The sequence below is a fragment of the Halomonas litopenaei genome, assembly GCF_003045775.1.
Classification (GTDB): Bacteria; Pseudomonadota; Gammaproteobacteria; order Pseudomonadales; family Halomonadaceae; genus Halomonas; species Halomonas litopenaei.
The window spans coordinates 22,676-48,825 of the sequence record NZ_PXNS01000015.1 but is presented as its reverse complement, the minus strand read 5'-3'; the positions used below and the strand labels follow the sequence as shown (position 1 = coordinate 48,825).

The following is a 26,150-nucleotide window of genomic DNA, read 5'->3' as shown; positions in this document are numbered from 1 at the left end:
CGTTGAACGTTCGCCCGTCGTTGAAAGATCGTCCCTCCTTCCTGCCTATACTCACAGGACAGGCTTCCTGGCAGGCAAGGATCGGCAATGACAGAGCAGCAGCGCTTCGTTCAGCAATTGTGGCTGGACTACGTCCATCAGCACCCTGACATCGGTGCGCTGCGCCTGTGGCCGGTGGATGCGCCGGTCGAGTGCTTCACGCTGGTCACCGTGAGCCAGTCCCCCTGGAGCCTGGCCTCCCTGTTGCCGGATCTTGAACAGCACGGCTACCGCCCTCTATATCGTTACGCCCTGCCCGACCGAGGCCTGCTCGCCTGCCTGTTCGCCGGCCGTGAAGAAGGGCCGAGACTGAACATCGTCGAGCTGCAGACCACCCGTCTGTCGCGCCAGCCTCGCGATACTCTGCTGAAGCTGGTCGCCACCGGCAACGCAGAACGAACCCCATTGCTTGGCGCCAACCGCCCCTGGTCGATGCCTGACTGGGACAGCTACCAGCAGCTTCATCGCGCCCATCCACTGGCCGGCTGGCTGGCGGTCATGGGCCCCCGGGTGCATCACGTCGCCTTCGATTGCCGCAGACTCGACAGAAGCCTGGTCGAGCTGGACCAGGCACTCCAGCAACATGGCCTGCACGCCGGACAGAACGAGGATCTGGCGCTTCCGCTGTCGGCGATGGTCGAACACCGCTTCTACCCGACCTGTTCTCGGCGTCTGGCGTTCGCCTTGGGAGATGAACATCGGGTGCAGCTCGGCGGCCTGCTGCTGCTGGAAAAACAGGCCAGTGCGGGCCAGCAACGCACCGCCGACGTGATGCTGCCACCCCACAGCCGCTGCGAAATCACCTGACGCCCTGGCGTCAGCCGACGGCGTCGGCTGTGTGCTCTTCTTCACCCTCCAGGTCCAGCTCAAGCTGCTGGGGCTCATAGCGGGGATCGATCTCGGCGAAGTGCGGAGTCTCCATCACCGGCTGAGCGACGAAGGGCTCCTGCTCGACCGACTTGCCCCGCTCACCGTGGAGCCTGACCATCACGAACATGGCCAGGGCAAAGGCCGCCATGCCGAGAAACAGCCATAGTCCGTCGGGACCCGCCGCCTGCATCACCAGCGAGGCACTGAAAGGCCCGATGACCGAGCCGATGCCGTACCAGATCATCAGCTTGGCATTGGCAGCGACCACCTCCTCGGGTTCGAGCCAGTCATTGGTATGGGCCAGACTGAGCGAATACAGGGTGTGCAGCATGGCAGTGTGGCCGCAGGCGATCGCCAGCAGCAGCCAGAAGCTGGCACCGGCCGCCGCCGAGATCAGAGCACCGGTGACGGTCATCACGATCGCCATCCACAGAATGACGCGACGCCGGTCGAGTCGATCCGAAACCCGTCCCAGCCCCCACTGGGCGACCAGCGCCACCAGGGTGGTAACCGCCATGAACTTGGCGGTCTGGGCGGTGGTCAGGCCGATTTCCTGACCGTAGTACGGAGTCATGGCGAAGAACGCCTGCACCATCAGGCCGCCGGTAAAGGCACCGACCAGGCCCACCGGCGCCCGCCGATACAGGGTCGACAGACGAATCTTGCGCGGCGTCACGTCGTGGTGACGACTGGGCCCCTGGATACGATGAATCGACAACGGGACCAGCGACAGCGCAAACAGCATCCCCACCACCGAGAACAGTACCGGGCCGCCCGGGTCGGCCAGATTGAGCATCCACTGGCCGCCGGCCAGCGAGGTGGTCGAAATCACCATGTACCAGCCCAGCACGCGACCGCGATTATCGTTGCTGGACTCCCCCGACACCCAGGACTCCATGACCATCAACAGGCCCGCCGTGGCACCACCCCCGATCAGCCGCCAGACCAGCCAGGCCCAGGGATTGATCCACAGTCCATGAAGCATGGCGGTAACCGCCAGCGACGCCGCACAGGCGGCGAACACGCGAATATGGCCGACGCTGCGAATGCGCTTCTCGAGCCAGTAGCTTCCGGCCACGAACCCCAGCGAGAAGCTCGACATCAGAAGCCCCGCCATCTGGGAGGGGAAGCCCTCCAGCGACATGCGGACCCCGAGCAGGGTCATGATCAGACCGTGACCCAGCAGGAAGCTGATCTCACACAGGAACAGAACCGGGAGAGTGGCAGGGAGTGCGCGCAACACAGACCTCCGTGGCGATGGCGAATGGCCGGCCGAGAGCCCGTCTCGACCAGTGACCTGGGCGCCGCATTGTACCTGCCAGGGCTCGAGTCTCCATCCCTCCCACGAGGTTCATCCACAGATTCTGTGGATAAAGCTGTGCATCAAGGCGTTTGAACCGTCCAAAAGCCCGATCACTGCGGCACCGGACTCAAGATGGTCATAAATTCGGCAACCGCGACAGGGTCTCGCAAACGCCAGCGGCCCGGCGTAAGCCGGGCCGCTGCAAGGGTGCCAAAACCTTGTTCTCGCTCAAGGTATCAGCCAGCAGAACATGCTGGCTCGGCAAGGGTGACGCTGGTCAAAGGGCGTTTCGGTCAGTCGAAGACCATTTCCGGGACGTCATCCGGCACGATCAGCTTGCCGGCGGTCTTTTCCTTGATCTCCTCGACACTGACGCCCGGTGCCCGCTCCTTGAGGATAAAGGCGCCGTTATCGATCTCCAGATAGGCCAGATCGGTCAGCACACGATTGATGCAGCCGGCACCGGTCAGCGGCAGGCTGCAGGACTCCAGCAGCTTGGAGGTGCCGTCCTTGGAGGCGTGGGTCATGGTGCAGATGATGTTTTCGGCACCCGCCACCAGATCCATGGCTCCGCCCATGCCCTTGATCAGCTTGCCCGGGATCATCCAGGAAGCGATATTGCCGTTCTGGTCAACCTCGAAGGCGCCCAGCACCGTCAGGTCGACGTGACCGCCGCGAATCATCGCGAAGGACTCCGCCGAGGAAAAGATCGCCGACCCCGGACGCGCGGTGACGGTCTGCTTGCCTGCGTTGATCATGTCCGGATCGACCTCTTCCTCGGTGGGGTAACGCCCCATGCCGAGCAGACCGTTCTCGGACTGCAGCATCACGTCCATGCCTTCCGGAATATAGTTCGCCACCAGGGTCGGAATGCCGATGCCCAGGTTCACGTAGAAGCCGTCTTCGAGTTCGCGCGCGACACGCTGCGCCATCTGTTCACGAGTGAGTGCCATCTTGATGCCTCTTTGCTGTTCTTTGGAGAAGTCGTTGCGTCAGGGCGATGCGCCTGATCAGCCCTGGTGTACGGTGCGCTTCTCGATACGCTTCTCGAAGGTGCCCTGGATCAGGCGGTCGACGTAGATACCGGGCGTGTGGATCTCGGCCGGATCCAGCTCGCCCGGCTCGACGATCTCTTCGACCTCGACCACCGTGATCTTGCCGGCGGTGGCGACCATGGGATTGAAGTTCTGGGCGGTCTTTCGATAGACCACATTGCCGTAGCGATCGGCCTTCCAGCCCTTGACGATGGCGAAGTCACCGACGATGGCCTCTTCGAGGATATAGTGGCGACCGTTGAATTCGCGCACTTCCTTGCCCTCACCGATGGGGGTGCCATAGCCGGTCGCCGTGTAGAAGGCGGGAATACCGGCACCACCGGCGCGCATCTTCTCGGCCAGGGTCCCCTGCGGGGTCAGCTGCACATCGATCTCGCCGTCGAGCATCTGACGCTCGAACAGGGCGTTCTCGCCCACGTAGGAGGCCAGGATCTTGCTGATCTGACGGTCCTCCAGCAGCACCCCGAGGCCAAAGCCATCGACGCCACAGTTGTTGGAGACCACCGTGAGGTCCTTGACCCCGCGACGCTTGATCTCGGCGATCAGGTTCTCCGGAATGCCGCAGAGACCGAAGCCTCCGGCCAGCACCGTCATACCGCTCTCGATGCCGTCCATCGCCTCTTCATAGGAATACACGCGCTTGTCGAATCCGGCCATGTGGGGCGCCTCGTCTGTCGATGAAAGTGAAAGGAGAGGTGGCGAACCGGCACCGTTCCGGTGCCCCGCCCTGCCTCAAGGTAGCACTGAAGGCAGTGTTGCTCGCCCCCATATATTTGTTAAGTTTGTTTTCTTTATTGATTATTTATATCTTTAAATAAATTTGACCTTGGTAGCATGTCGTGACCGTCAAGCAACTGCGTGCCTTTCTGGCGGTAGCCAGAACCCTGAGCTTCACCCAGGCCTGTGAACAGCTCCACCTCTCCCAGCCGGCGCTGAGCCTGGCGATCAAGGGTCTCGAGGACAGCCTAGGCGGTAGACTGCTGATCCGCACGACCCGAAGCGTCCGCTTGACTCCCGAAGGTGAGTCCCTGGTGCCGCTGGCCAAGCGCTTGCTGGTGGAATGGGACAACACCGAGGACGCCCTGCGCCAACGCTTCACCCTGCAACTTGGACGGCTCTCCCTGGCCGCCATGCCGGCCTTTGCCGGCAATCTGCTAGCCCCGGCGCTGGGGGTGTTTCACCGCCAGCACCCGCGCATCAACGTCACCGTACATGACGTGGTCAACGAGCAGGTGATCGACATGGTGCGCCAGCGCCAGGTGGAGATGGGCATCGCCTTCGAGCCGGAGGCCACCGGCAGCCTGCACTTCACTGCGCTGTTTCACGACCGCTTCGTGGCCGTGCTGCCCCCACGCTCGCCTCTGGTACAGCATTCAAGCCTCGACTGGGAAAGCCTGATGAGCTGGGACTTCGTGGCGCTGCAGCGGCCTTCCATGGTACGCCGCCTGCTGGAACAGCAGCTCGGTGCCCGACACGGGGCCCTCAAGGTCGCCTTCGAGACTCATCAGCTCGCCAGCGTCGGGCGCATGGTGGCCAATGGCCTGGGCGTCAGCGCCGTGCCCTCGCTGTGCCTGCGTCAGATGCAGGAGGCCGGCGCGGTCTGCCGCCCGCTCAAGGATCCCGTCATCGAGCGCGCCGTGGGGGTGGTCACCTGGAATCCCCACGAGCTGTCGGTGGCCGCCCGCGCCATGCTCCAGGTACTGGTCGACAATATCGAGACACCGACCCTCTCCGAAGCATGACGCCGACATGGCCGTGGGCCCTCGCACTGGGCAGCCGGCACCGGATCCATTAGGATTGGCGGGCCTGCCTCGCCCACTGTCACGGCCAGGCGACACCCGCTCTATCTGCTGTTGCGAGGTTATCCAAGGAATGTCGACCCTCAAGGGCCTGATCAGCGTTCTGCTGCTGGTTGGCAACACGCTATTCTGGACCATCCCGTTGGTGATCCTGACCCTGCTCAAGGTGGTCACCCCCGGGCGACGCTGGCAGCGGCGCGTGCTGGCCGGGCTCAACGCCATCGCCCTCAACTGGATCGGTTTCAACCTGTGGTGGATGCGTCACTGGATCAAGCCCGACCTTCACATGTCGGTGCCCGAGGGACTGAGCCCGGACGCCTGGTACCTGGTGCTGTCCAACCATCGGAGCTGGACCGACATCTTCCTGCTGATGATGGCGTTTCATCGCAAGATCCCGATGCCGCGCTTCTTTCTCAAGCAGCAGCTCATCTGGATCCCGGTAGTAGGCATGGCCTGGTGGGCACTGGAGTTTCCCTTCATGCGCCGCTACAGCAAGGAGCGCCTGGCCGCCAACCCACGCCTGGCCGAGCGCGACCGCAAGGCCACCGAGCGCATGTGCGAGCGTGCCCGCGACGTCCCCATTGCCATCATCAACTTTGTCGAAGGGACCCGTTTCACCCCGGCCAAGCGCGAGGCCAGGCAAAGCCCCTTTCGCCATCTGTTGCGCCCCAAGGCCGGCGGCATCGCCCAGGTACTGAACCTGCTCGGCGATCGTCTCGACGCCATCATCGACCTCACCATCGACTACCAGTCGAGCCAACCCAGCTTCTGGCGCTTTCTGTGCGGCCAGGAGAAGGCCATTCGCCTTGATGCACGCCGCCTCGACGTGGCGCCGTGGATGCTGGAGGGGCGCTATCACGACGACCCGCACTACAAGGAACGCTTCCACTCATGGCTCAACGCCCTGTGGCAGAACAAGGACGCCTCACTCGACTCGCACCGCTGGTGATCGCCCTGCTGCTGGCCGGCTGCGCCGGTCAGGGGGCATCGCCGGCGTCATCGCAACGCAGCGCCAGCGTCGCCGGCAGCAGCATTGCCGGCGACTGGATCAGCGTACAGCGCGGCGACACCCTCGGCTCCATCGCCCGCCGCGCCGGCGTACCGCTATTGCGGCTGCAGCGCTTCAATCCGGGTGTCGACGCCCGCCACCTTGCCGTGGGTCAGCGCCTGCTGGTGCCCTCTCATCAGGAGCGGGCGCCGTCCGGCGGCCCCTATCGCTATCAGATCCGCCCCGGCGACACCTATAGCGCCGTTGCCAGGCGCTTCGGCACCACCGCTCAGCGCATCCAGAGTGCCAACCCTGGCGTCCGCGCCACCGACCTCAAGGTCGGCCAGGTGATCCAGGTGCCGCTGGCCAGCCGATCGGTCGCCAGCCGCTCATCATCCAGCAGCTCAGGCACGTCCAGCCCCTCTCGCTCCGCTTCGTTGCCGGATCCCGGTCCGGTCGCCTCAAACGCTCGTGGCTGGCCCTGGCCGCTGGACGACTACCGGGTGGTGCGCCGTTACGGCAAGGACAGCCGCGGCAGCCTGCAGCCGATGCTGCTGGCCACCGACGAGGGCGCCCGGGCCAAGGCCGTTGCCGATGGCCAGGTGCGGTTTGCCGACGGCATGCGCCAACTGGGCCAGGTGGTGATCGTGCACCACGCCGACAACCTGCAGAGTGTCTACGCGCTGTGTGACGACCTGCTGGTCAAGCAGGGAGAACAGGTCAGCCGCGGCACCCCACTATGCGTGGTCGGCAAGCATGCCTCGACCGGTCGCCACGATCTGCTGTTCGACATGCGCCATGGCGGCAAGCCCATCGACCCGGACACCATCCTTCGCTGAGCGCTGCGGGCCGAGTCGACGCAAGCACAGACCACTTGTCCGTCGCCCGGCCCCGTCGACACCGTAACAGCCTGTTCATATCGCTGACCTGGAGATGTCATGCTGGAGCATCACTCTGTCTCGGGAGCGGGCCATACGGGGCCCGACCGGTACGAGGAATTCCATGCGCATCTGTCTGGTCAGCGAAACCTGGTCTCCTGATATCAATGGGGTCGCCCATACGCTGGGGCGCATCAGCCAGGAACTGCGTGCTCTTGGCGTGACGCTGCAGCTGGTCCGGCCGGCCCCCGTCGACGGCTCCACCGAACCCGCTACCGGGATGGCCCACGAACTTCGCGTACGCGGCATGTCGATGCCGCGCTACAAGGAAGTGCGTATCGGCTGGGCCTCCGCCAGTCGTTTGCGCAGGCTATGGCGCGACAATCGTCCCGACGCCATCTATGTAGCGACCGAAGGCCCCTTGGGCTGGTCAGCCCTGCGCGCGGCAGAAAAGCTGGACATTCCCGTGGTCAGCGGCTGGCACACCAACTTCGATCACTACTGCCAGGACTATGGTCTGCCGTGGCTGGCGCCACTGGTACGCAATCGCCTGCGGCATTTTCACAATCGCTGTGCGGCGACCCTGGTACCGACCCATCAGCAAGCCCGGGAGCTTGCGCAAAGAGGCTTCGAGCGCGTCAGCGTCATGGCACGCGGCATCGAAGGCGATCGTTTCACCCCCGCCAAGCGTAGTCAGCAACTACGCGACAGCTGGGGTGTCGGCCAGCACCAGCCGGTGGCGCTTTACGTGGGCCGACTGGCGCCGGAGAAGAACCTGGAGCTGTTGCGCGACACCTTTCTCGACATGCTCGAGGCGCGCCCCGACATGCGCCTGGTGGTGGTGGGCGACGGCCCCGGGCGGGCATCGCTGGAAAAGGCCCTGCCGGACGCCATCTTTACCGGCTTCATCGATTCCGCCGAGATGCAGATCCACTACGCCAGCGCCGACATCTTCGTCTTTCCCTCGCTGTCGGAGACCTGGGGCAACGTCATTCTCGAAGCCATGGCCAGCGGCCTGGCGGTGGTAGCCTTCCGCCACGCGGCCGGCGCCGAGTTGATCACCACCGACAAGGATGGTGTCAGCGTCGCCGCCGGTGACAACGCCGAATTCCGCCAACAGGCGACAGCGCTATGCCAGCAGCAGGCACGCTACGCCCGCCTGGGCCGCGCCGCCCGGGAACGCGCCCTGGCCTACCGCTGGCCGTCCATCGCCCAGACCTTCCTCGACGCCCATCACCAAGCCCTGACGTCGGGAACCGGCCTGTCGGACCCCGCCAAGGCCTAGATCGCTCGTTGAACACCCCGCCGCCGGCCCGAGCGGCGGCGTGGAGGCCACAGGCAGCGGGCCCTAGCACGACACATGACGACAAAAGACGCTAGAAGACGACTTACCGCCAGGGAGATGTGACATGCCCACTAAAATCCCGCAGATGTTCGACCGCCTGGATATGCTCGAGTGGCAACTGTGCCAGCGCACCGCCGGCCTCAGCATTCACCGCCCCTGGCTATCCACCTTGAAGATCTCCAGCAAGCTGGGCGACTGGCCGATCTGGGTGGCGCTGATCCTGGCGCTGCCGGCGATCCACGGCCGCGATATCGGTCTGCGCCTGATGCTCGAATACACCGTCACCGCCGTGGTGGCGATCGCGGTGTACAAGCTGCTGAAGACCCGTCTGTGTCGAGAGCGGCCCTTCATCACCTTTGGCGGCAGCATCCAGTGCAACGAACCGGCCAGGGACCGCTACAGCTTCCCCAGCGGCCACACCATGCACGCGGTGATGTTCTGCACCCTGGTCGCGGTACACAGCCCCGCCCTGCTGCCCTGGCTGCTGCCCCTGGCGGGCCTGATCGCCATCTCGCGGGTGGGTCTGGGACTGCACTACTACAGTGACGTCCTTGCCGGCGCGGCGCTCGGCTATGGCATGGCCCTGGCTAGCCTCGGGCTTTCCTCGACCACTCTGCTGATCGCGGCGTCCCACTGACGCCGCCTCGGGGGGCATCACTGCCGCTCGCCCGCATCTCGCCCGCACCTCTAGAACAAGCGCCACCGCTCCTGATCGGTGGCGTCAGCCAGCCTTCACTGGCATCCTGCTTGAATGCCTCCACATGACCCCAAAGCGCTGCTCGAATTGCTACACGAAGCACCACTCGAAGCGCCATCCCAAACCTTGGTCGAGACCCCGCCGCTTTACTACCTGCCCGGGCTCATAAGCGAGTCCGACGCCAGCGACCTGCAGGATAGGCTGCGCCAGGAACTCGACTGGCAGCAGCCCGAACTGACCCTTTACGGGCGCAGTCATCCCATTCCCCGCCAGCAGGTATGGATGGGCGATCACGCCTATCGCTACTCCGGCAGGGACTTCGCGCCCTGCCCCTGGCATCCGACGGTGGCGGCCCTGCGTGATCGTCTCAATGACCTGCTCGAACGGTTTTCGGCCGTCGACAAGAGCACACCGACCAGCGCCTTCAATAGCGTACTGATCAACCGCTATCGCAACGGCGAGGACCGCATGGGCTGGCACTGCGATAACGAAGCGGAACTTGGCGACTGCCCTACCATCGCCTCCATCAGCCTGGGAGCGACCCGTCCCATGCGCTTTCGCTGGAAGGGCCGCTCGTCCGAGGCCTTCAACGTCTGGCTCGAAAGCGGCAGCCTGCTATGGATGGGGCCAGGCTGCCAGGAACAGCTCGAACACGCCCTGCTGCCGCGCAAGATCCCGGGCGAGCGAATCAACCTGACCTTTCGTCGGCTTGTCGTCTGACCTGCAATGCCGGCGCCAGACCCGAGCCGTCTCTTTCTCCAGGACATAAAAACGGCGCCCTGTGGGCGCCGTTGATCGTTCATCCGATGGCACTTTCCGCCACGCAAGATAACGGTATAACGCGTTGTCTATCGAGATATCAGCCGCGTCATCACCCGCGATAGTAACCCGGTGTGATGACCGGCATGCGCGTCACCGTCATCGGCAGACGCTTGCCACGCACCTCGGCGTACACGGTGGTGCCGATCTCGGCGTGATCGAGGCTGACGTAGCCCATGGCCACCGGCTTGCCGACGCTGGGGCCAAAGCCACCGGAGGTCACCTGCCCGAGTAGACGATCGTCCTCGCTGTAGAGCTCGGCACCTTCGCGCACCGGGGCACGCCCCTCGCCCAGCAGGCCGACGCGCTTGCGCTGGTGATCCTTGACTTCGACTTGGTGCAGCACCAGATCAGCCCCCGGGAAGCCACCGGCGCGCTCGCCGCCACGACGACGTGGCTTGCCAATGGCCCAGATCAGCCCCGCCTCCACCGGCGTGGTGGTGGTATCGATATCGTGGCCGTAGAGACAGAGCCCGGCCTCCAGGCGCAGGGAATCACGCGCCCCCAGGCCAATGGCCTCGACCTCTTCCTCGGCCAGCAGCTTGCGCGCCAGGGCGTCGGTCTGCTCCGCCGGCACCGAGATCTCGAAGCCATCCTCGCCGGTATAGCCGCTGCGGCTGATCCACACCGGGATACCGTCGATGTCGAAGCGACCATGCTGCATGAACACCATCTCGCAGGCTGCCGGACACAGGCGCGCCATGACATCGGCGGTCTTCGGCCCCTGCAGCGCCAGCAGGCCGCGATCGACCACCTCGACTTCGTGGTCGGGCAGCCCGCGACGCAAATGGGCGATGTCCTGATCACGACAGGCCGCGTTGACCACCAGGTAAAGGTGGTCACCGGCGTTGACCGTCATCAGGTCATCGAGGATACCGCCGTCTTCGCTGGTAAACAGGCCATAGCGCTGCATGCCTTCGGGCAGGCCGACCAGATCCGCCGGCACCAGGGTCTCCAGCGCGGCCAGCGCGTTCTCGCCACGAATCAGGATCTGCGCCATGTGCGAGACGTCGAACAGGCCGCAGGCCGCGCGGGTATGCTCGTGCTCTTTCTTGACCCCCAGCGGATACTGAACGGGCATGTCATAGCCCGCGAACGGGACCATCTTGGCCCCCAGCTCTCGATGCAGGGCATTCAGCGGTGTCGTCTTGAGTTCACTCATGGCGTTTCGTCTCGTGGTTCGTGAAAGAACCCTTGCAACGACAGGAGGTGCCCCTGAGGGCACCTCCCGTGGTCGGCTCAGGCTCAGGACTTGTCGTGATCAAGGGCCTCGCCCGGCAGGATGTCCTTGCCGTCGAAGTAGTCCTTGGTCAGCTTGAACACCACCGGCGACAGCAGCGCCAGGGCGATCAGGTTGGGAATCGCCATCATGGCGTTGAAGGTGTCGGCCATCAGCCAGATGAAGCCAAGCTGGGCCAGGGCACCCACCGGAATGGCCAGCACGAACAGTACCCTGTAGATCATGATCGAGCGGGTACCGAACAGGAACTGGAAGCACTTCTCGCCATAGAAGGACCAGCCAAGGATGGTGGTGAAGGCGAAGATCGCCAGGGCGATCGACACGATGGCCTCACCCCAGCCATTGGGTAGGGCATTGTCGAACGACAGCGCGGTCAGCGAGGCGCCGGCCTCACCGGTCTCCCAGATCGGCGCGGTCAGGATCACCAGGGCAGTGATGGTGCACACCATGATGGTATCGATAAAGGTACCGAGCATGGCGATCAGCCCCTGGCGAACCGGGTTCTTGGTCTGGGCCGCGGCGTGGGCGATCGGCGCGCTGCCAAGACCGGCCTCGTTGGAGAAGATACCCCGAGCGACACCGAACCGGATGGCCGCCATCACGGCTGCGCCGGCGAAGCCACCCATGGCGGCGTGGGGATTGAAAGCGTAGTAGAAGATGTTGCTCAGGGCGCCGCCGATCTGGTCGGCATTGACCGCCAGGGCACTGACACCGGCGATGATGTAGGCGATACCCATGATCGGGACCAGCTTGCCGGCCACCTTGGCGATGCGCTTGATGCCGCCGAGGATCACCGCACCGGCCAGCACCATGATCACCACACCGGTAATCCAGGGCTCGATGCCGAAGCTCGACTCGAGGGCGTCGGCCACCGAGTTGGACTGCACGGTGTTGCCGATACCGAAGGCGGCCACGGCGCCGAAGAAGGCGAAGGCGCCACCCAGCCACAGCCATTTGCGGCCGAGTCCGTTCTTGATGTAGTACATCGGTCCGCCGATATGGAAACCGGTGTCATCGGTCTCGCGATAGCGCACCGCCAGCACCGCCTCGGCAAACTTGGTCGCCATGCCCACCAGGGCGGTGATCCACATCCAGAACACCGCACCGGGGCCACCCAGGGCGATCGCCGTGGCCACACCGGCGATGTTACCGGTACCGATGGTCGCCGACAGCGCCGTCATCAAGGCGTTGAACGGCGAGATCTCACCTTCATCCTTGCTTTCGGACTTGCTGTCACGCCCGCCCCACATCAGCTTGAACCCCATCCCCAGCTTGCGGATGGGCATGAGCTTGAGACCCAACTGGAGATAGATACCCACCCCCAGCAACAGGATCAGCATGATCGGTCCCCACACCACCCCATTGATGGCGGAGAAGATATTGTTGAGTGCTTCCACGGAAGTCTCCCTTTTGACTCGGCACTTGTTGTTATGCGCTGTCGACCAGCAGAAAGCCTGTTTACCGTGAATTGTTATCGGAATAACAGGCATATCAGACGAATCGACAGCACGGACCCGCCTACGATAGCGGATATTGTCGCAAGGGCACCAGCAACGCTTGTCCACGCTAACGCCGCTTCGCCAGCCGTTGTTTGCGTGAACGTCAACCGTGTTTCCTATTGGAAACTTTTGCCACCTTAGCCAAGGCGTTTGGTCTTGGCAAATCCCCCTTTGGTCGCTGAAGGCCCCCGCGCCTCTTCGACGTCTGTAGCATAGTCGCCAACGTCGAATCATGCCGGGTCTCGCCACCAACGCGTCCATCACGTGCCATCCGCCCATCCCCTCCACCTCACCGTGGCTTCAGCCACGGGCGTGGACTGGACGCCAACCGCGAGTCGTTCCACCCTATGTCTTGAGAGTGCGGCGACCACCCCGTTTTTCTCTCATCATGGACTCGCCAAACGCCGAGAATGGCGTTAGCATGCGCGAAACCGGAAAACCTTTTTCGTATAGGAAATCGAGATGAGCTCAATCCCCGCCAACCTGCGCTATGTCGACAGCCACGAATGGATTCAGGACAACGGCGACGGAACCGTCACCATCGGCATCACCGATCACGCTCAGGAAGCCCTGGGTGACGTGGTCTTCGTCGACCTGCCCGAGGTCGGCACCAGCCTCGCCAAGGGCGACGAATTCGGCGTTATCGAGTCGGTCAAGGCCGCCTCTGACCTCTATGCGCCGGTGGACGGCGAGATCGTCGAGGTCAACGAGTCCCTCGAGGACGCTCCGGAGACCGTCAACGAAGCGCCTTACGAGGATGGCTGGATCATGAAGGTGCGCCTCGACGACCAGAGCGCCCTCGACGACCTGCTCGACGCCGACGCCTATCAGGCGGTGGTCGACGCCGAAGGCTGAGCCGGGCCTCTGCGACCCGCGCCACCAGGGGGAGCCACTCCCTCCCCTCGCCGGGGCCATGTGGCCCCGGCCAACGCGCCCGCCACCACGCGAGGCAACCCGTTATTCATCCGGATCTTCGGGGTCCGTCACACTCAAGGTGTTCCATGGCTTTCGATACACGTCGCCTGGCCGAACTGGCCGATCACGATGCCTTTCTCCGTCGTCACAATGGTCCCGATGGGGACGACAGGGCCAAGATGCTGTCGGCCCTGGGTGTCGAAGGCGTGGAGTCCTTGATCGACAAGACGGTGCCCGCCAACATCCGCCTGGGCCGTGAGCTCGATCTGGATCCCCCCAAGGCCGAAGCCGAGGCGCTGGACTACCTGTATCGTCTGGCCCGCCAGAACAAGGTCGCCCGCAGCTACATTGGCCAGGGCTACTACGACACCCACCTGCCGGCGGTCATTCAGCGCAACGTGCTGGAAAACCCGGGCTGGTACACCGCCTACACCCCCTATCAGCCCGAGATCTCCCAGGGCCGCCTGGAAGGCCTGCTGAACTTCCAGCAGATGGTGATGGACCTGACCGGGATGGAATTGGCCAACGCCTCGCTGCTGGATGAAGCCACCGCCGCCGCCGAGGCCATGGCGCTGTGCCGACGCTCCAACAAGAAGGCCAAGACCAATGCCTTCTTCGTTGCCGACGATGTATTCCCCCAGACCCTGGACGTACTCAAGACCCGCGCCTCCTGGTTCGGCTACGAGATCGTCATCGCCCCGGCGGAAGAACTCGCAAGCCATGACGTCTTCGGCGCACTGCTGCAGTACCCCGGCAATGACGGACGCGTCCACGACCTGGCACCGCTGATCGCCGAGGCCAAGAAGCGTGGCGTGATGACCTGCGTTGCCACCGACCTGATGGCCCTGGTACTGCTCAAGGAGCCCGGCGCCATGGGCGCCGATATCGTGGTCGGCTCGAGCCAGCGTTTCGGCGTGCCGATGGGCTTCGGTGGCCCCCACGCTGCCTTCTTCGCCACCACCGACAAGCTCAAGCGCTCGATCCCCGGCCGTATCATCGGGGTGTCGAAGGATGCCCGCGGAAACACCGCCCTGCGCATGGCCATGCAGACCCGCGAGCAGCACATCCGTCGCGAGAAGGCCACCTCCAACATCTGCACCGCCCAGGCGCTGCTGGCCAACATCGCCGGCTTCTACGCGGTGTATCACGGCGCCGAGGGCCTGCGCACCATCGCCGGGCGCATCCATCGGCTGACCACCATCCTGGCCACCGGCCTGGCCCAGAAAGGCGTCAGCCTGGCCAACGACAGCTACTTCGACACCCTGCGTCTGACCGGGGTCGATCGCGGCAAGATCCACGGTCGAGCCATGACCCACGAGATCAACCTGCGCTACTTCGACAACGGCGACGTGGGTGTCAGCCTCGACGAGACCACCACCGCCCACGATCTGGACGCGCTGTTCGACGTGCTGCTGGGCGAGGAGCACGGCCTTGGCGTGCGCGAACTCGACGACGGCATCCTCGAGTCCCAGGCCAGCGGCATTCCCGCCGCCTGCCGACGCGAGAGCGACTTCCTTGAGCACCCGACCTTCCAGCGCTATCGCAGCGAAACCGAGATGCTGCGCTACCTCAAGCGCCTGGAGAACAAGGACCTGTCGCTGGCCCACGCGATGATTCCGCTGGGCTCCTGCACCATGAAGCTCAACGCCACCACCGAGATGATGCCGATCACCTGGCCGGAGTTCGCCCGCATCCATCCCTTCGCGCCGAAGGATCAGGTCGCCGGCTATCGCCAGATGATCGACGAACTGGCGGCCTTCCTGGTGGAGATCACCGGCTACGACCACATCTCGATGCAGCCCAACTCCGGCGCCCAGGGCGAATACGCCGGTCTGCTGGCGATCCGTCGCTACCAGGCGGCCCAGGGCGAGGGCCACCGTGACGTCTGCCTGATTCCCAGCTCCGCCCACGGTACCAACCCGGCCTCTGCTGCCATGTGCAGCATGCGCGTGGTGGTGGTGGAGTGCGACGAGGATGGCAACATCGACCTGGCCGACCTCAAGGCCAAGGCCGAGCAGCACTCACAGGCGCTGTCCGCGATCATGCTCACCTACCCGTCCACCCACGGGGTGTTCGAGGAAGGCGTGCGCGAGGCCTGCGACATCGTCCACGCCAACGGTGGCCAGGTGTATATCGACGGCGCCAACATGAATGCTCAGGTCGGCGTGGCACGTCCGGGTGACTTCGGCGGCGACGTCAGCCACCTCAACCTGCACAAGACCTTCTGTATCCCCCACGGCGGTGGTGGCCCCGGCATGGGCCCGATCGGTGTCAAGGCGCACCTGGCGCCCCACGTGGCCAACCACAGCGTGACCCCGATCGACGGTGTCGAAGAGGACTCCGGCGCGGTGTCCGCGGCGGCCTTCGGCTCGGCCTCGATCCTGCCGATCTCCTGGGCCTACATCAAGATGATGGGCGCACGCGGCCTGCGCGAGGCCACCGAGCTTGCCATCCTCGGCGCCAACTACATCGCCACTCGCCTGGAAGCGCACTATCCGGTGCTCTACAAGGGCCAGAACGGCACCGTGGCCCACGAGTGCATCATCGACATCCGTCCGCTCAAGGCGGCCTCCGGCATCAGCGAGGAAGACATCGCCAAGCGCCTGATGGACTACGGCTTCCACGCCCCCACCATGTCCTTCCCGGTGGCCGGCACCCTGATGATCGAGCCCACCGAGTCGGAGTCGCTCTACGAGCTGGACCGCTTCTGTGACGCCATGATCGGCATCCGCGAGGAGATCGCCCGGGTCGAGAGCGGCGAGTGGAGCCTGGAGGACAACCCTCTGGTGAAGGCCCCGCACACCATGGCCGACCTGATGGACGCGGACTGGAACCGGGGCTACTCCCGCGAGATCGGCGCCTTCCCCTCCGAGGCGGTCAAGGGTGCCAAGTACTGGCCGGCGGTCAACCGGGTCGACAACGTGCTGGGCGATCGCCAGCTGATCTGCTCCTGCCCGAGCATCGACGAATACCGCGACTGAGCGCCCACAACGCTCCTGCGGTGACAAACAACGACGCGGCCCTTGGGCCGCGTCGTTGCGTTTGCTGTATCTCCTTGTTTCGGAGCTTGTCGAAGGCGGGCTTCAGCCGGCCCCCTGGCCATCCCGATGACGATGTCGCATCTCGCTGGCCGAGCAGTCGAAACGGCGTCGAAAGGCACGGCAGAACTGCGCCTGGTCGCTGAACCCCCAGCGGTAGGCGATCTCACCGATGCTCACCCCTTCCGCCAGATCGCACAGGTCCCGACGCGCGGCCTCGAGCCGCTGCATGCGAATCCAGTCGTTGACCGAGTGGCCGGTCTCGGACAGCAACTTGTGCAGATAGCGCAGCGAAATGCCACATCCCTCCGCCACCATTGACGGCCCCAGTTACGGGTCGCCAAGGCGGGCAGAGATAAATCGCTCGATCCGCATCAGGTGGGCGCTTTTCAACTGGGACTGGTCGCTGACCAACACCCGGTCATCCTTCTCCAGCACCAGCGACAGCATCGATAGCGCCTGCTCGAACAGGCGCTGACGCTCATCGCGGGAGCACTCATCGAAGCGACTGGCACAGATCGCCAGAAACTCGACGAAGGCCCGCCCCATGCCAGTGTTCGCCTCGAAGCAGTGCTGAGCGTAGCGCTCGACACCGCGCACCCGATGCTTCATCGATGCATCCGGCACCTTGAACACCCACATGGCATTGGCCTGCTCGTAGCCGAAGCGATAGGGAAGATCCCCCCGCTCGACCAGAAACTGCCCCGGCTCGCAACGCAGCGAACGTCCGCCCTGCTCGAAGAACACCTCGGCACGTTGGGGGATGGTCACCAGGAAAGAACTCTCGGGATCGGCGGCGATCTGCGCCTGGTCGCGGGAATACACTAGCCCGTCGGAAGTCAGGCGTGACAGCGAGAAGTCCTGATCGTCGGTCTTCCACACCTTGAGATCGCCGCGAAACGGCGCGTTTTCGTCGCGGTAGCTCAGGCTCAGGGGAAAGTAGGTATCGGAGATCCAGCGCGACCAGCGCGCCCTGGTATCCTGTGTCGTGACCATGTCACTCATGCCAACCTCCTCGGCACTCGTGCCTCTCGTTATTGTTGTTGCGGTCTGGTGTGGCTGTCTCGTGGCGCAGAACCCGAGATCGATCCTGCCGATCCCGGGAAACCGTCGCCTCAGCCGTCGATCGGGCTGAGCACATAGCTTGCAGTGCTCGACAGGGTCGCCTTCCAGCCGGGTGGCAGCACGATATTGGTGGTGGCCTCCTGGATGACCGCTGGCCCTGTCACCTCATGCCGGGGGTCCAGTGCCTCGCCGTCGTAGACCGGCGTGGGCACGGGTTTGCCTTCACCGTCGAACAGCATATCACGGCGACCCAGCAGCGCCGCCTCGAGCTCCCCCCCTCGGGCCTCCAGGGTCGGCATGGTCGGCGGTTCCACCTCACCGATCACCGAGCACTCCAGGTTGACCAGCTCCACCTCGCTGTCCGGCTCGCAGTAGGAATAGACCGCCTCATGGCGAGCGTGGAAGGCGTCGCGCAGCTCGCACCAGCCGGCCTCATCGAACTCTCCGCGCTCGCTCTCGACCGTACACTCGTGGATCTGGCCGCGATAGCGGATCTCGAAGCGATAACGGCAGGCAATGGCGTTATCCTCGAAACCGTCCCGCTTGAGCTCGGCCACGCCTTCATCGCGCAACTCGGCAAGGCGCCGGTTGACCCGCACGCGGTGCTCCGGGTCGTCATCCAACGGCAGCACCAGGGAGGTCAGCCGCTCATGCTGAACATTGGAAATGATCTGGCCGAAGGCGCAGAGTCCTGAGGCCACCTTGGGTACCAGCACCTGGCGCACGCCGATCTCCTCGGCCAGGCGCACCAGATGCATGCCGGCTGCGCCACCGGCGCCGATCAGGGTGAAGTCACGGGGATCATAACCCTGCTCCACCGATACCCGGCGAATGCCATTGACCATGTTCAGGTTGACCAGGGTGCAGATGCCGAAGGCCGCACGCTCGACGCTGATGCCCAGCGGCTCGGCGATCCTTTCGTGGATCGCCGCCACCGCCGCCTCGCGGTCGAGGCGCACGGTACCGCCGAGCACCGCTTCGGGATCGAGGTACCCAAGCACCAGATTGGCGTCGGTGACGGTGGGTTCGCGCCCGCCCTTGCCGTAGCACACCGGCCCCGGCGAGGCGCCGGCGCTGCGCGGCCCCACCTGCAGCATGCCCTGCTCGTTGAGGTGGGCGATGGAGCCACCGCCGGCCCCCAGGGTCTCGACCTGGATCATCGGCACCCCGATGCGCTGGCGCAGGAAGTCCACATCCTTGCTGTAGTTGGTCTGGCCACCCCGGGTCAGGGTGATGTCGAAGGAGGTGCCGCCCATGTCCACGGTGATGACGTTGTCGACACCCAGCGGCCCGGCCATGTACAGCCCGGCCTGGGGCGCCGAGGCCGGGCCCGAGTTGATCGCCGCCACGGCCTTCTCGCGCATCACCTTGCCCAGCGCCAGTCCGCCGTTGGACTGGAAATACTGTACCGGCTGGCGAGCCCCCAGTTCCTCGAACAGGGCGTCGATGCGCGAGACATAGCGCTGCATCACCGGGCTCAGATAGGCGTTGACCACGGTGGTCGAGGTACGGGTGTACTCGCGCACCTGGGGATAGACCTCACTGCCGCAGCAGACGAAGGTGTCGGGCATCAGCTCTCGCACGATGGCCAGGGCGCGCTGCTCGTGGTCTGTGTTGGCCACCGACCACATAAACGAGATCGCCACCGCGTCCACCCCTTCACGCTTGAACAGCGCCACGGCGTCACGAATCGCCTCCTCGTCCAGCGGCTGACGCTCGCTGCCGTCGGCCAGCATGCGGCCGCCGATCGGCCGGCGAAGATAGCGCGGCACCAGCATATGCGCCGGGGGATACTCCGGATCATAGCGATAGCCGTCTTCCTTGTGGCCGAGGCGGATTTCCAGGCTGTCTTCATGGCCCTCGGTGCACAGCAGGCCAACCTTGGCGCCCTGACGCTCGATCAGGGCGTTGAGCGCCACCGTGGTGCCGTTGATGCAGAGATCGGCATTGGCCACCACCTCACTGGCGGGGCGTCCCAGCGCATCGGCGATCTGGGCAAGCCCCGCGCGGATCGCCTGGGTGCCGTCCTCAGGGGTTGAGGGGCTCTTGAACAGGCTGACGCCCTTGCCCCGCTCTGCCAGGATGAAATCGGTAAAGGTGCCGCCGGCGTCGATGCCGAGTCGATAGATTGCGGTCATGGGAATCTCCTAGCGTGTCTGGCGCAGTTGACGGGTGGCGGACTCATCCAGGTGCAGCTGGTCATCGACCACTACCCCGTAGTCCTGGCGGGCGCCCACACGGGACACCAGACCATCACGGACGTCGCCGGCAACCTCCTGCGGCGGTCGTGTCCAGGGGTCGCCGAAGCCACCGCCACCAGGATTGACGTTGATGACCCGCTCGCCGGGTTCGATGGTCAACAGCGCATTGCGGTCATAGACCGTCTCGCTGCCGTCTCGGTGGCGATGCACCAGCCGCCCGAGCTTGGGCTCGACCAGGGCATTGCGCGCACCGCCTGCGCCAGCAGTGGCGTACTGTCGTCCCTCGCCGAAGGCTACCGCCGTCATGGCGTGGTCCAGCGGCTCGATTTCCAGCCAGGTCCCGGACCCGCCGCGCCGCTCTCCCGCGCCACAGCTGTCGGTCACCAGACCGTAGCGATGGATCAGGATCGGATAGGAGGTCTCGAGCAGTTCGATGTCACCGGACATCAGCGCACCGAAGCAACACAGCGGACCCCGTGAGTGCCAGCCGTCCATGGTCCGGGTGGCACCGGCGCCGGAGATGATCGACGCCAGCACCATGGTCACGTACTGCTCGTTGCCATGACGTGGGTCGAAACCGGCGATATTGATGCCGCTGGCGTGTCCCCAGGACGCGCTGACCCGCTCGGGCGCCGCCTGCTCGAAGGCCAGGCGTACCGCATCGGTCAAGGTCTCCATGGGCGTGGTGGTGCAGTTGGCGTGGGGTGCCGGCTCGCTGGCGTTGCACAGGGTCCCGGGCGGGCCCATATCGACGCTCAGGCAACGATAGAGCCCCTCGTTGTAGGGTGGCGGTAGCTGGGCGAACATCATCAGCCCCAGCAGCACACCGGACATCGAGTTGCCCTCATAGGAGTTGATGAAATAAGGCACCTGAGGGGGGCTATCGATACGAATGGCCACTTCGTCACCCTCAATCTTCACATGGGCGGTGATCTCGAGATCGCCAAGCCCATGGCCGGAATCCTCCAGCACGGCGGTGCCGCTGTACTCGCCGTCGGCCACCTCGGCGATCAAACTGCGCATCTGGCGGTCCGCCATCGCCTTGAGTTCGGCGATCGCCGCCTTGACGGTATCGACACCGTAGCGCTCGAGCAGGCGTAGCAGGTGACGCTCGCCGACGCCGCAGGCACCGTACTGGGCGTTGAGGTCGCCTTCCTGATGCTCGCGGGCACGCATGTTGGTCAACAGCAGGTTGATCACGTCTTCGCGACGGCGCCCCTTCTCCCACAGCTTGACCGGGGGAATCCTCAGGCCCTCGGCGTAGATCTCCTTGGCGTCGGGGTTGTAGCCCGCCGGGACCGGGCCACCGATATCCGTCAGGTGGCCCTTGCACACCGTCCAGAACACCAGTTCGCCCTCGAAGAACACCGGCTTGTACATGCAGCAGTCGATGATATGACTGCCCTTGTAGGCCGGGTCGTTGTGGTAGACGACGTCCCCGGGCGCGATGTCCTCGCCGTAGAAGCCGGCCACCGCCTTCATGGCAGGAATCAGGGAACCCAGATGTATCGGGATGTCCTGGCCCTGCAGGATCATTTCGGGTACGGCATCGAACAGGGCATTGGAATAGTCATGGGCCAGATTGAAGACGCTGGATCGTCCGGTCTTTTCCAGCGTCAGGGTCATCTCGCGCTGCGCCGTCTCCAGCGCTCCCCGGACGACCGCCAGGGTAATGGGATCCACAGTTGTCATGGTCACTCCGCGCTCTTGTGGTTGTTGGAGTCGAAGCGGTGCGCCGCTCCTCACCGTCATCTTCTCGCCGACAGCCATGCAGGGATTGGCGTTGAAGGAGGCAGGAGTTGACGCTGAGTGCACTGGAGGGTGGGCTGGCGGCAAATGCACAAGGTCCGCACCTGCGGAGGGAAACTCCGAGCGCGGACCTTCGTCGCCTAGGCACCGGGGGCCCTTGTGCAGGTCAATCCCGGGACGGCGACAATCCAGCGACGTCGATGGAACCGCCTGGCAGCAGGCGTGACAGGGTGAAGGCCAGCAGGAAGGTGGCCGGTGCCGAGAAGCTGGTGAGGGTCGGCTGGTGCATCAGCACCACCCCGACCAGGCAGGCGCCGGCCCAGGCACCGAGCCCCGCCAACCGGTAGACCGGCTCGTCTTCCTCGACACTCGCAGGTGCAGTTTCACGAGCGGCGCGGGACAGGATATGACTCAGCGCGACCCCGACCCAGGCGACCACAAAGATGCCTTGATAGGCCAAGGCGGTAAGCAGATAGCCGAAGACGTCGGCCGACATCAGCGCCCAGGCCAGAGCCGCCACCAGTGCCATGGCCAGTCCATAGCACGCCTTTCCAGGGCGCCATTGTCCCAGCAGGCTGGCGAGGTTGGAGGTAGCGAGGAAGTAGTTGGCGGTATTGATGCGGCTCTGGGTCACCCACACCAGCACAAGACCCGCCAGCCCCATCAGCTCCAGCAGGCCCATGACGATGGCCGCCTCGGAGAGCCCTGCGGTGGGCAGGGTGGCGTCCAGCAGGATGCCCACCACGGCGCTGAAGCCGAAGGCCAGCGCGTAGAACGGCAGGCCGAAGGTGATGCGAGCGTGGAAGCGACGATCGCGGTCCTTGCCAAAACGGGCGTAGTCGAAGGTGAACATCATCAACACCCAGATGCCCATGTAGTAGGTGAAGGTGTGCCACCAGCCGAAGGCCGGGGCGCCACCTTCAGGCACCCGGGTCAGCCAGCCCTCGGGATAGCCGTATCCATCGATGGCCAGCCATACTGCCGCCAGCATGCCCAGCAGATAGACCGGTAACAGCCAGGCGTTGAAACGGTCCAGGAAGCGCTGGACGCCGGCGCCGATCAGGGCGATGCCGACGATCACCACGACCAGGGTGGTCAGCGCCATCGGCCAGCCACTCTGGTGGCTCAGCGCCAGGGCCATCACGTAGCCTTCGAAGACGGCGTAGTACAGCGCCGTGGCAAAGAAGATCAGGGTCGCCACCAGGGCTCCCAGGCGACCGAAAAGCGTACGGGAAAACTCGGCAACGGTGAGACCGGTGCGCTGGGCGAAACGGCTCAGTACCGCGTTGATGGCGCTGTAGACCAGGATGCTCATGACGATCCCGATCAGCGCATTGGCGGTGCCATAGCTTCTGGCCATGGCCGCCGCCACGACCAGATAGAAGATGGCGCTGAGCACAGCCCACCAGGCCATCATCAGGCTTGAGCGGGACATGCGGTCAGCGTCTTCCTGCGCCTCGCTTGCGCGGTGTTCAGTGATGGGGGGACTAGCCATGGTGATTTCCTCTTGTTGTTGTCGGCCGGGTCCTGACGCAGCACGACAGCGCACGTCAGACGCCTGTCGGGCGTCGGCGGGCAACTTGCCCAGCGCGGATCACGGCACTGCCAGACTGAAAGGTCACAAGAGAAAAGGCTTGGCGCTCAGCGCCCCGGCGCTTGCGTCCCAGGGCACTGACGGAAAACTGGCGGTTGATACAAGGAGGAAGGACTGACGCCTCAGCCCTCGGCCTGGCGACCCTCGGGGTGGCCGAAGCGCTCCAGATGGCGCTGCTCGCGAAAGGCCTCGAGCAGGTGGTGGTAGCGACTGGGGACCCGCGCCCCCCGTCGACTGACGAGATAGAGCGTCTCGTCCATGGGGTGGGTCAGGGTCATCTCGCGCACCTGACGTTGCCAGGGCGAGGTCTCGAGCACCAGGCGCGAGACCACGCTGAAGCCGAGGCCACGGGCCACGGCGTCGAGCACCATGCCCACCTCGTTGGTGAAGCCCTGACGCGGGAAATGGCTCATGGAGCTGAAGTCGTCGGGAAAATTGGCTCGCAGCAGGCTACCGGCCTTGTCCAGACCATCGGTATAGCTGATGAAGCCGAGCCCCAGCAGGTCATTGAGGCTGGTGCCGGTAAAGTCCGCCGGCACTACCAGGCTCAAGGGTTCGTCGTGCCACGCCTCACACTCGAGATCCGGGTGACGGGTGACTTCGGTGACGATGCCGAGATCGTGCCGACCGGCCAGCACGTCGGCCAGGATCTCCTGATGGAAGGCGAAGCAATAGGATACGGTCAGCCCTGGATGCCGCTGCTGCTGGCCCAGGATAAACGGATAGAGCATGAGCCCGATGCTGCCGGGTGACGCCAGCCGACACTCGCCACTGTCGAGACTCTCGTCGTCCAGAGAGTGACGAAACTGTTCATGCTCGGAAAACAGCTTTACCGCGTAGTCGTAAGCTCGGCGACCGGCCTCGGTCAGCCGGAAGCGGCGCCCCTGGCGCTCCAGCAGGGTCTTGTCCAGATAACGCTCGAGCTTGCGCACGTGCTGGCTCACCCCCGGCTGGGTCATCTCGAGACGCTGGGCGGTACGGGTGAAGCTGCCGGTCTCTACCAGGGTGATGAAGGTGCGGAAGTACAGGGCATTGAACATGGAGTGACGCCAGGGTGATCCGTCCGGTTTGCAGGCCAGCGACAAGCCAGGTCACGGCTGCTGCAAACCAAGGCCAATTGAGGAAATGCCCACGCAGTGACCGAGGCCCTTTCCTTGGGTCGGCATAGTCTACCACTTCAGCACGAAGCCCGCAGCGGTGCGCCCTGACGCCCGGCCGTGGTAGCATCGAGCCATGATCGAGCGTTCATTTCACACCACCTCCGACCAAGAGTTCACCACCATGCATGACCCCATCGCCGCCCGTGCCGACGCCATCCATGATGCCCTGATCGACATGGAGCGTGACGCCAGCGCCGAGGAGCTGTTTCCGCTGGGCTATCTGATTCCCCAGATCCCCCTGGTGGTGGACCAGCTGGACTACGACCCGAGCGAAGTCACCAGTGACGATTTCGACGCCGTCTTCCATGAATGGCTGGACGGCGCCTTTGCCCAGGACGGCATGAGCGACGCGGATCAGAGCGCCGTGCGCGCCCTCTTCAATCAGGCGTGTGCCAAGGCCCCTGCGCCCTGACACCCGCCCAGACAAGGAAGCCTTGTATGCCCGAGACCATTTCCACCACGATCTCCCCCGAGGGCAGCCTCGAGATTCTGTCCCAGCACGAGGTCAATCGTCTGCGCGACAGCTCCCAGACCGGCCTGCACGAGATGCTGCGTCGCTGTACGCTGGCGGTGCTCAATTCCGGCAACCCCATGGATGACGGCCTGGCCCTGCTGGAGACCTACCCCAACTTCGATATCGAGCTTTTGCAGCAGGACCGCGGGGTACGTCTGAAGCTGACCGATGCCCCCGCCGAGGCCTTCGTCGACGGCCGCATGATTCGCGGCATCCGCGAACATATCTCCAGCGTGCTGCGCGACATCGTCTACGTCTACAACGAGATCCAGAACCAGTCGCGCTTCGACCTGGCCACCGGCGAGGGCACCACCAACGCGGTGTTCCACATCCTGCGCAAGGCCGGCACGCTCAAGCCTAGCCGGGATCCGAGCCTGGTGGTGTGCTGGGGTGGCCACTCGATCTCCCGCGAGGAGTACGAGTACACCAAGGACGTGGGCTACCACCTGGGGCTTCGCGATCTCGACATCTGCACCGGCTGCGGCCCTGGCGCCATGAAGGGACCGATGAAGGGCGCCAACGTCGCCCACGCCAAGCAGCGCCGCTACCCTGGCCGTTACCTGGGGGTGTCAGAGCCCGGCATCATCGCCGCCGAGGCGCCGAATCCCATCGTCAACGAACTGGTGGTGATGCCGGACATCGAGAAGCGCCTGGAAGCCTTCGTGCGCCTGGGCCACGGCATCATTGTCTTCCCCGGCGGGGTCGGTACCGCCGAGGAAATCCTCTACCTGCTCGGCATCCTGCTGCACCCGGACAACGCCGACATGGAGTTCCCGGTGGTGTTCACCGGCCCCGCCAGCGCCGCCGAGTACTTCCAGCGAATCGACGAATTCCTGGTCTACACCCTCGGCGAATCGGTGCGCGAGCTCTATCAGATCATCATCGATGACCCGACCGAGGTGGCCCGCACCATGCGCGCCAACATCGACAAGGTCACCGAGTATCGGCGCGCCCGCCAGGACGCCTTCTACTACAACTGGCGCCTGACCATCGCGCGTAACTTCCAGGAGCCCTTCGTGCCGACCCACGAAGCCATGGCGTCGCTGGCGCTGAGCCGTGAACTGCCCAAGCACGAACTGGCCGCCAATCTGCGCCGCGCCTTTTCCGGCATCGTCGCCGGCAACGTCAAGGAACAGGGCATTCGCGCCATCGAGGCCCACGGCCCCTTCCGTCTGCACGCCGAGGCCGACCTGATGGAGAAGCTCGACGCCCTGCTGACGTCCTTCGTCGCCCAGGGTCGCATGAAACTCGCGGGTGACTATGTCCCCTGCTATACCCTGGGCGGCGCTGTCGCCTGATCGGCCTCATCCGTACCCGCAGCACCATAAAAACACATCGCCCCGAGCCGCAAGGCTCGGGGCGATGTGCATTGAGACCTTCAA

Annotated in this window: 22 protein-coding genes; 11 read left to right on the top strand and 11 right to left on the bottom strand. The window is 64.6% G+C overall.

The window, feature by feature from the left end:
* Nucleotides 1–87: 87 nt before the first annotated feature.
* Nucleotides 88–846, top strand: coding sequence for a VOC family protein (locus tag C6W88_RS18835; protein ID WP_108133580.1), 759 nt, complete (start codon nt 88–90; stop codon nt 844–846).
* A 10-nt stretch (nt 847–856) separates the two neighbouring features.
* On the opposite strand, the gene C6W88_RS18830 is transcribed toward C6W88_RS18835, so the two are convergent.
* From C6W88_RS18830 to C6W88_RS18820, 3 genes are all read right to left on the bottom strand, one after another.
* Nucleotides 857–2,149, bottom strand: coding sequence for an MFS transporter (locus C6W88_RS18830; RefSeq protein ID WP_045991470.1), 1,293 nt, complete (start codon nt 2,147–2,149; stop codon nt 857–859).
* A 356-nt stretch (nt 2,150–2,505) separates the two neighbouring features.
* Complete coding sequence (locus C6W88_RS18825) at nt 2,506–3,165, bottom strand: CoA transferase subunit B (protein WP_045991471.1); 660 nt, start codon at nt 3,163–3,165, stop codon at nt 2,506–2,508.
* A 57-nt stretch (nt 3,166–3,222) separates the two neighbouring features.
* Complete coding sequence (locus C6W88_RS18820) at nt 3,223–3,924, bottom strand: CoA transferase subunit A (protein WP_045991472.1); 702 nt, start codon at nt 3,922–3,924, stop codon at nt 3,223–3,225.
* A 182-nt stretch (nt 3,925–4,106) separates the two neighbouring features.
* On the opposite strand from C6W88_RS18820, the gene C6W88_RS18815 reads away from it, so the two are divergent.
* The 6 genes from C6W88_RS18815 (at nt 4,107) to C6W88_RS18790 (ending at nt 9,694) form a co-directional block, all read left to right on the top strand.
* The gene (locus C6W88_RS18815; RefSeq protein WP_108133579.1) at nt 4,107–5,009 is read left to right on the top strand and encodes a LysR family transcriptional regulator; all 903 of its coding nucleotides are present in this window, start codon (nt 4,107–4,109) and stop codon (nt 5,007–5,009) included.
* Nucleotides 5,010–5,139: 130 nt separating this feature from the next.
* Nucleotides 5,140–6,015 carry a 1-acylglycerol-3-phosphate O-acyltransferase, YihG family gene (locus C6W88_RS18810; protein ID WP_108133578.1) on the top strand — a complete coding sequence of 292 codons (876 nt, stop codon included), beginning with the start codon at nt 5,140–5,142 and terminating at the stop codon, nt 6,013–6,015.
* A complete protein-coding gene (locus tag C6W88_RS18805) occupies nt 5,958–6,893 on the top strand; it encodes a LysM peptidoglycan-binding domain-containing protein (protein ID WP_108133577.1) in 936 nt (311 codons plus the stop codon). The genes C6W88_RS18810 and C6W88_RS18805 overlap by 58 nt, the downstream gene beginning before the upstream one ends.
* 163 nt (nt 6,894–7,056) lie before the next feature.
* A complete protein-coding gene (locus tag C6W88_RS18800) occupies nt 7,057–8,217 on the top strand; it encodes a glycosyltransferase family 4 protein (protein ID WP_045991475.1) in 1,161 nt (386 codons plus the stop codon).
* Nucleotides 8,218–8,341: 124 nt separating this feature from the next.
* Nucleotides 8,342–8,914: a phosphatase PAP2 family protein gene (locus C6W88_RS18795; protein ID WP_181248681.1), complete on the top strand. Its 573-nt coding sequence runs from the start codon at nt 8,342–8,344 to the stop codon at nt 8,912–8,914.
* Nucleotides 8,915–9,100: 186 nt separating this feature from the next.
* The gene (locus C6W88_RS18790) at nt 9,101–9,694 is read left to right on the top strand and encodes an alpha-ketoglutarate-dependent dioxygenase AlkB family protein (protein ID WP_231498704.1); all 594 of its coding nucleotides are present in this window, start codon (nt 9,101–9,103) and stop codon (nt 9,692–9,694) included.
* Between the two features lie 151 nt (nt 9,695–9,845).
* On the opposite strand, the gene gcvT is transcribed toward C6W88_RS18790, so the two are convergent.
* Both gcvT and C6W88_RS18780 read right to left on the bottom strand, forming a co-directional pair.
* Entirely contained in the window at nt 9,846–10,955 is a 1,110-nt protein-coding gene (gene gcvT / locus C6W88_RS18785) for a glycine cleavage system aminomethyltransferase GcvT (RefSeq protein ID WP_108133574.1), read from the bottom strand.
* Nucleotides 10,956–11,038: 83 nt separating this feature from the next.
* A complete protein-coding gene (locus C6W88_RS18780) occupies nt 11,039–12,430 on the bottom strand; it encodes an alanine/glycine:cation symporter family protein (protein WP_045991478.1) in 1,392 nt (463 codons plus the stop codon).
* A gap of 564 nt (nt 12,431–12,994) precedes the next feature.
* Between C6W88_RS18780 and gcvH the strand changes: the two genes are divergently transcribed.
* A complete protein-coding gene (gene gcvH, locus C6W88_RS18775) occupies nt 12,995–13,387 on the top strand; it encodes a glycine cleavage system protein GcvH (RefSeq protein WP_045991479.1) in 393 nt (130 codons plus the stop codon).
* Between the two features lie 146 nt (nt 13,388–13,533).
* The gene (gcvP, locus tag C6W88_RS18770) at nt 13,534–16,428 is read left to right on the top strand and encodes an aminomethyl-transferring glycine dehydrogenase (protein ID WP_045991480.1); all 2,895 of its coding nucleotides are present in this window, start codon (nt 13,534–13,536) and stop codon (nt 16,426–16,428) included.
* Between the two features lie 102 nt (nt 16,429–16,530).
* On the opposite strand, the gene C6W88_RS21700 is transcribed toward gcvP, so the two are convergent.
* The 6 genes from C6W88_RS21700 to C6W88_RS18745 form a co-directional block, all read right to left on the bottom strand.
* Complete coding sequence (locus C6W88_RS21700) at nt 16,531–16,803, bottom strand: helix-turn-helix transcriptional regulator (protein WP_197037155.1); 273 nt, start codon at nt 16,801–16,803, stop codon at nt 16,531–16,533.
* Nucleotides 16,804–16,815: 12 nt separating this feature from the next.
* Nucleotides 16,816–17,490 carry a cupin domain-containing protein gene (locus tag C6W88_RS18765; protein ID WP_197037154.1) on the bottom strand — a complete coding sequence of 225 codons (675 nt, stop codon included), beginning with the start codon at nt 17,488–17,490 and terminating at the stop codon, nt 16,816–16,818.
* A gap of 110 nt (nt 17,491–17,600) precedes the next feature.
* On the bottom strand, nt 17,601–19,688 hold the full coding sequence (gene capA, locus C6W88_RS18760) for a caprolactamase subunit alpha (RefSeq protein WP_108133573.1): 2,088 nt from the start codon (nt 19,686–19,688) through the stop codon (nt 17,601–17,603).
* 9 nt (nt 19,689–19,697) lie between these two features.
* The gene (capB, locus tag C6W88_RS18755; protein ID WP_108133634.1) at nt 19,698–21,443 is read right to left on the bottom strand and encodes a caprolactamase subunit beta; all 1,746 of its coding nucleotides are present in this window, start codon (nt 21,441–21,443) and stop codon (nt 19,698–19,700) included.
* A gap of 223 nt (nt 21,444–21,666) precedes the next feature.
* Nucleotides 21,667–22,995: a purine-cytosine permease family protein gene (locus C6W88_RS18750; RefSeq protein ID WP_181248682.1), complete on the bottom strand. Its 1,329-nt coding sequence runs from the start codon at nt 22,993–22,995 to the stop codon at nt 21,667–21,669.
* A 221-nt stretch (nt 22,996–23,216) separates the two neighbouring features.
* Complete coding sequence (locus C6W88_RS18745; protein WP_045991484.1) at nt 23,217–24,134, bottom strand: LysR family transcriptional regulator; 918 nt, start codon at nt 24,132–24,134, stop codon at nt 23,217–23,219.
* Between the two features lie 193 nt (nt 24,135–24,327).
* Here C6W88_RS18745 and C6W88_RS18740 point away from each other — a divergent pair, with 193 nt between their 5' ends.
* On the top strand, nt 24,328–24,666 hold the full coding sequence (locus C6W88_RS18740) for a YfcL family protein (protein WP_045991485.1): 339 nt from the start codon (nt 24,328–24,330) through the stop codon (nt 24,664–24,666).
* A 26-nt stretch (nt 24,667–24,692) separates the two neighbouring features.
* Nucleotides 24,693–26,066, top strand: coding sequence for a nucleotide 5'-monophosphate nucleosidase PpnN (gene ppnN / locus C6W88_RS18735; RefSeq protein ID WP_108133572.1), 1,374 nt, complete (start codon nt 24,693–24,695; stop codon nt 26,064–26,066).
* The last annotated feature ends 84 nt before the right edge of the window (nt 26,067–26,150 follow it).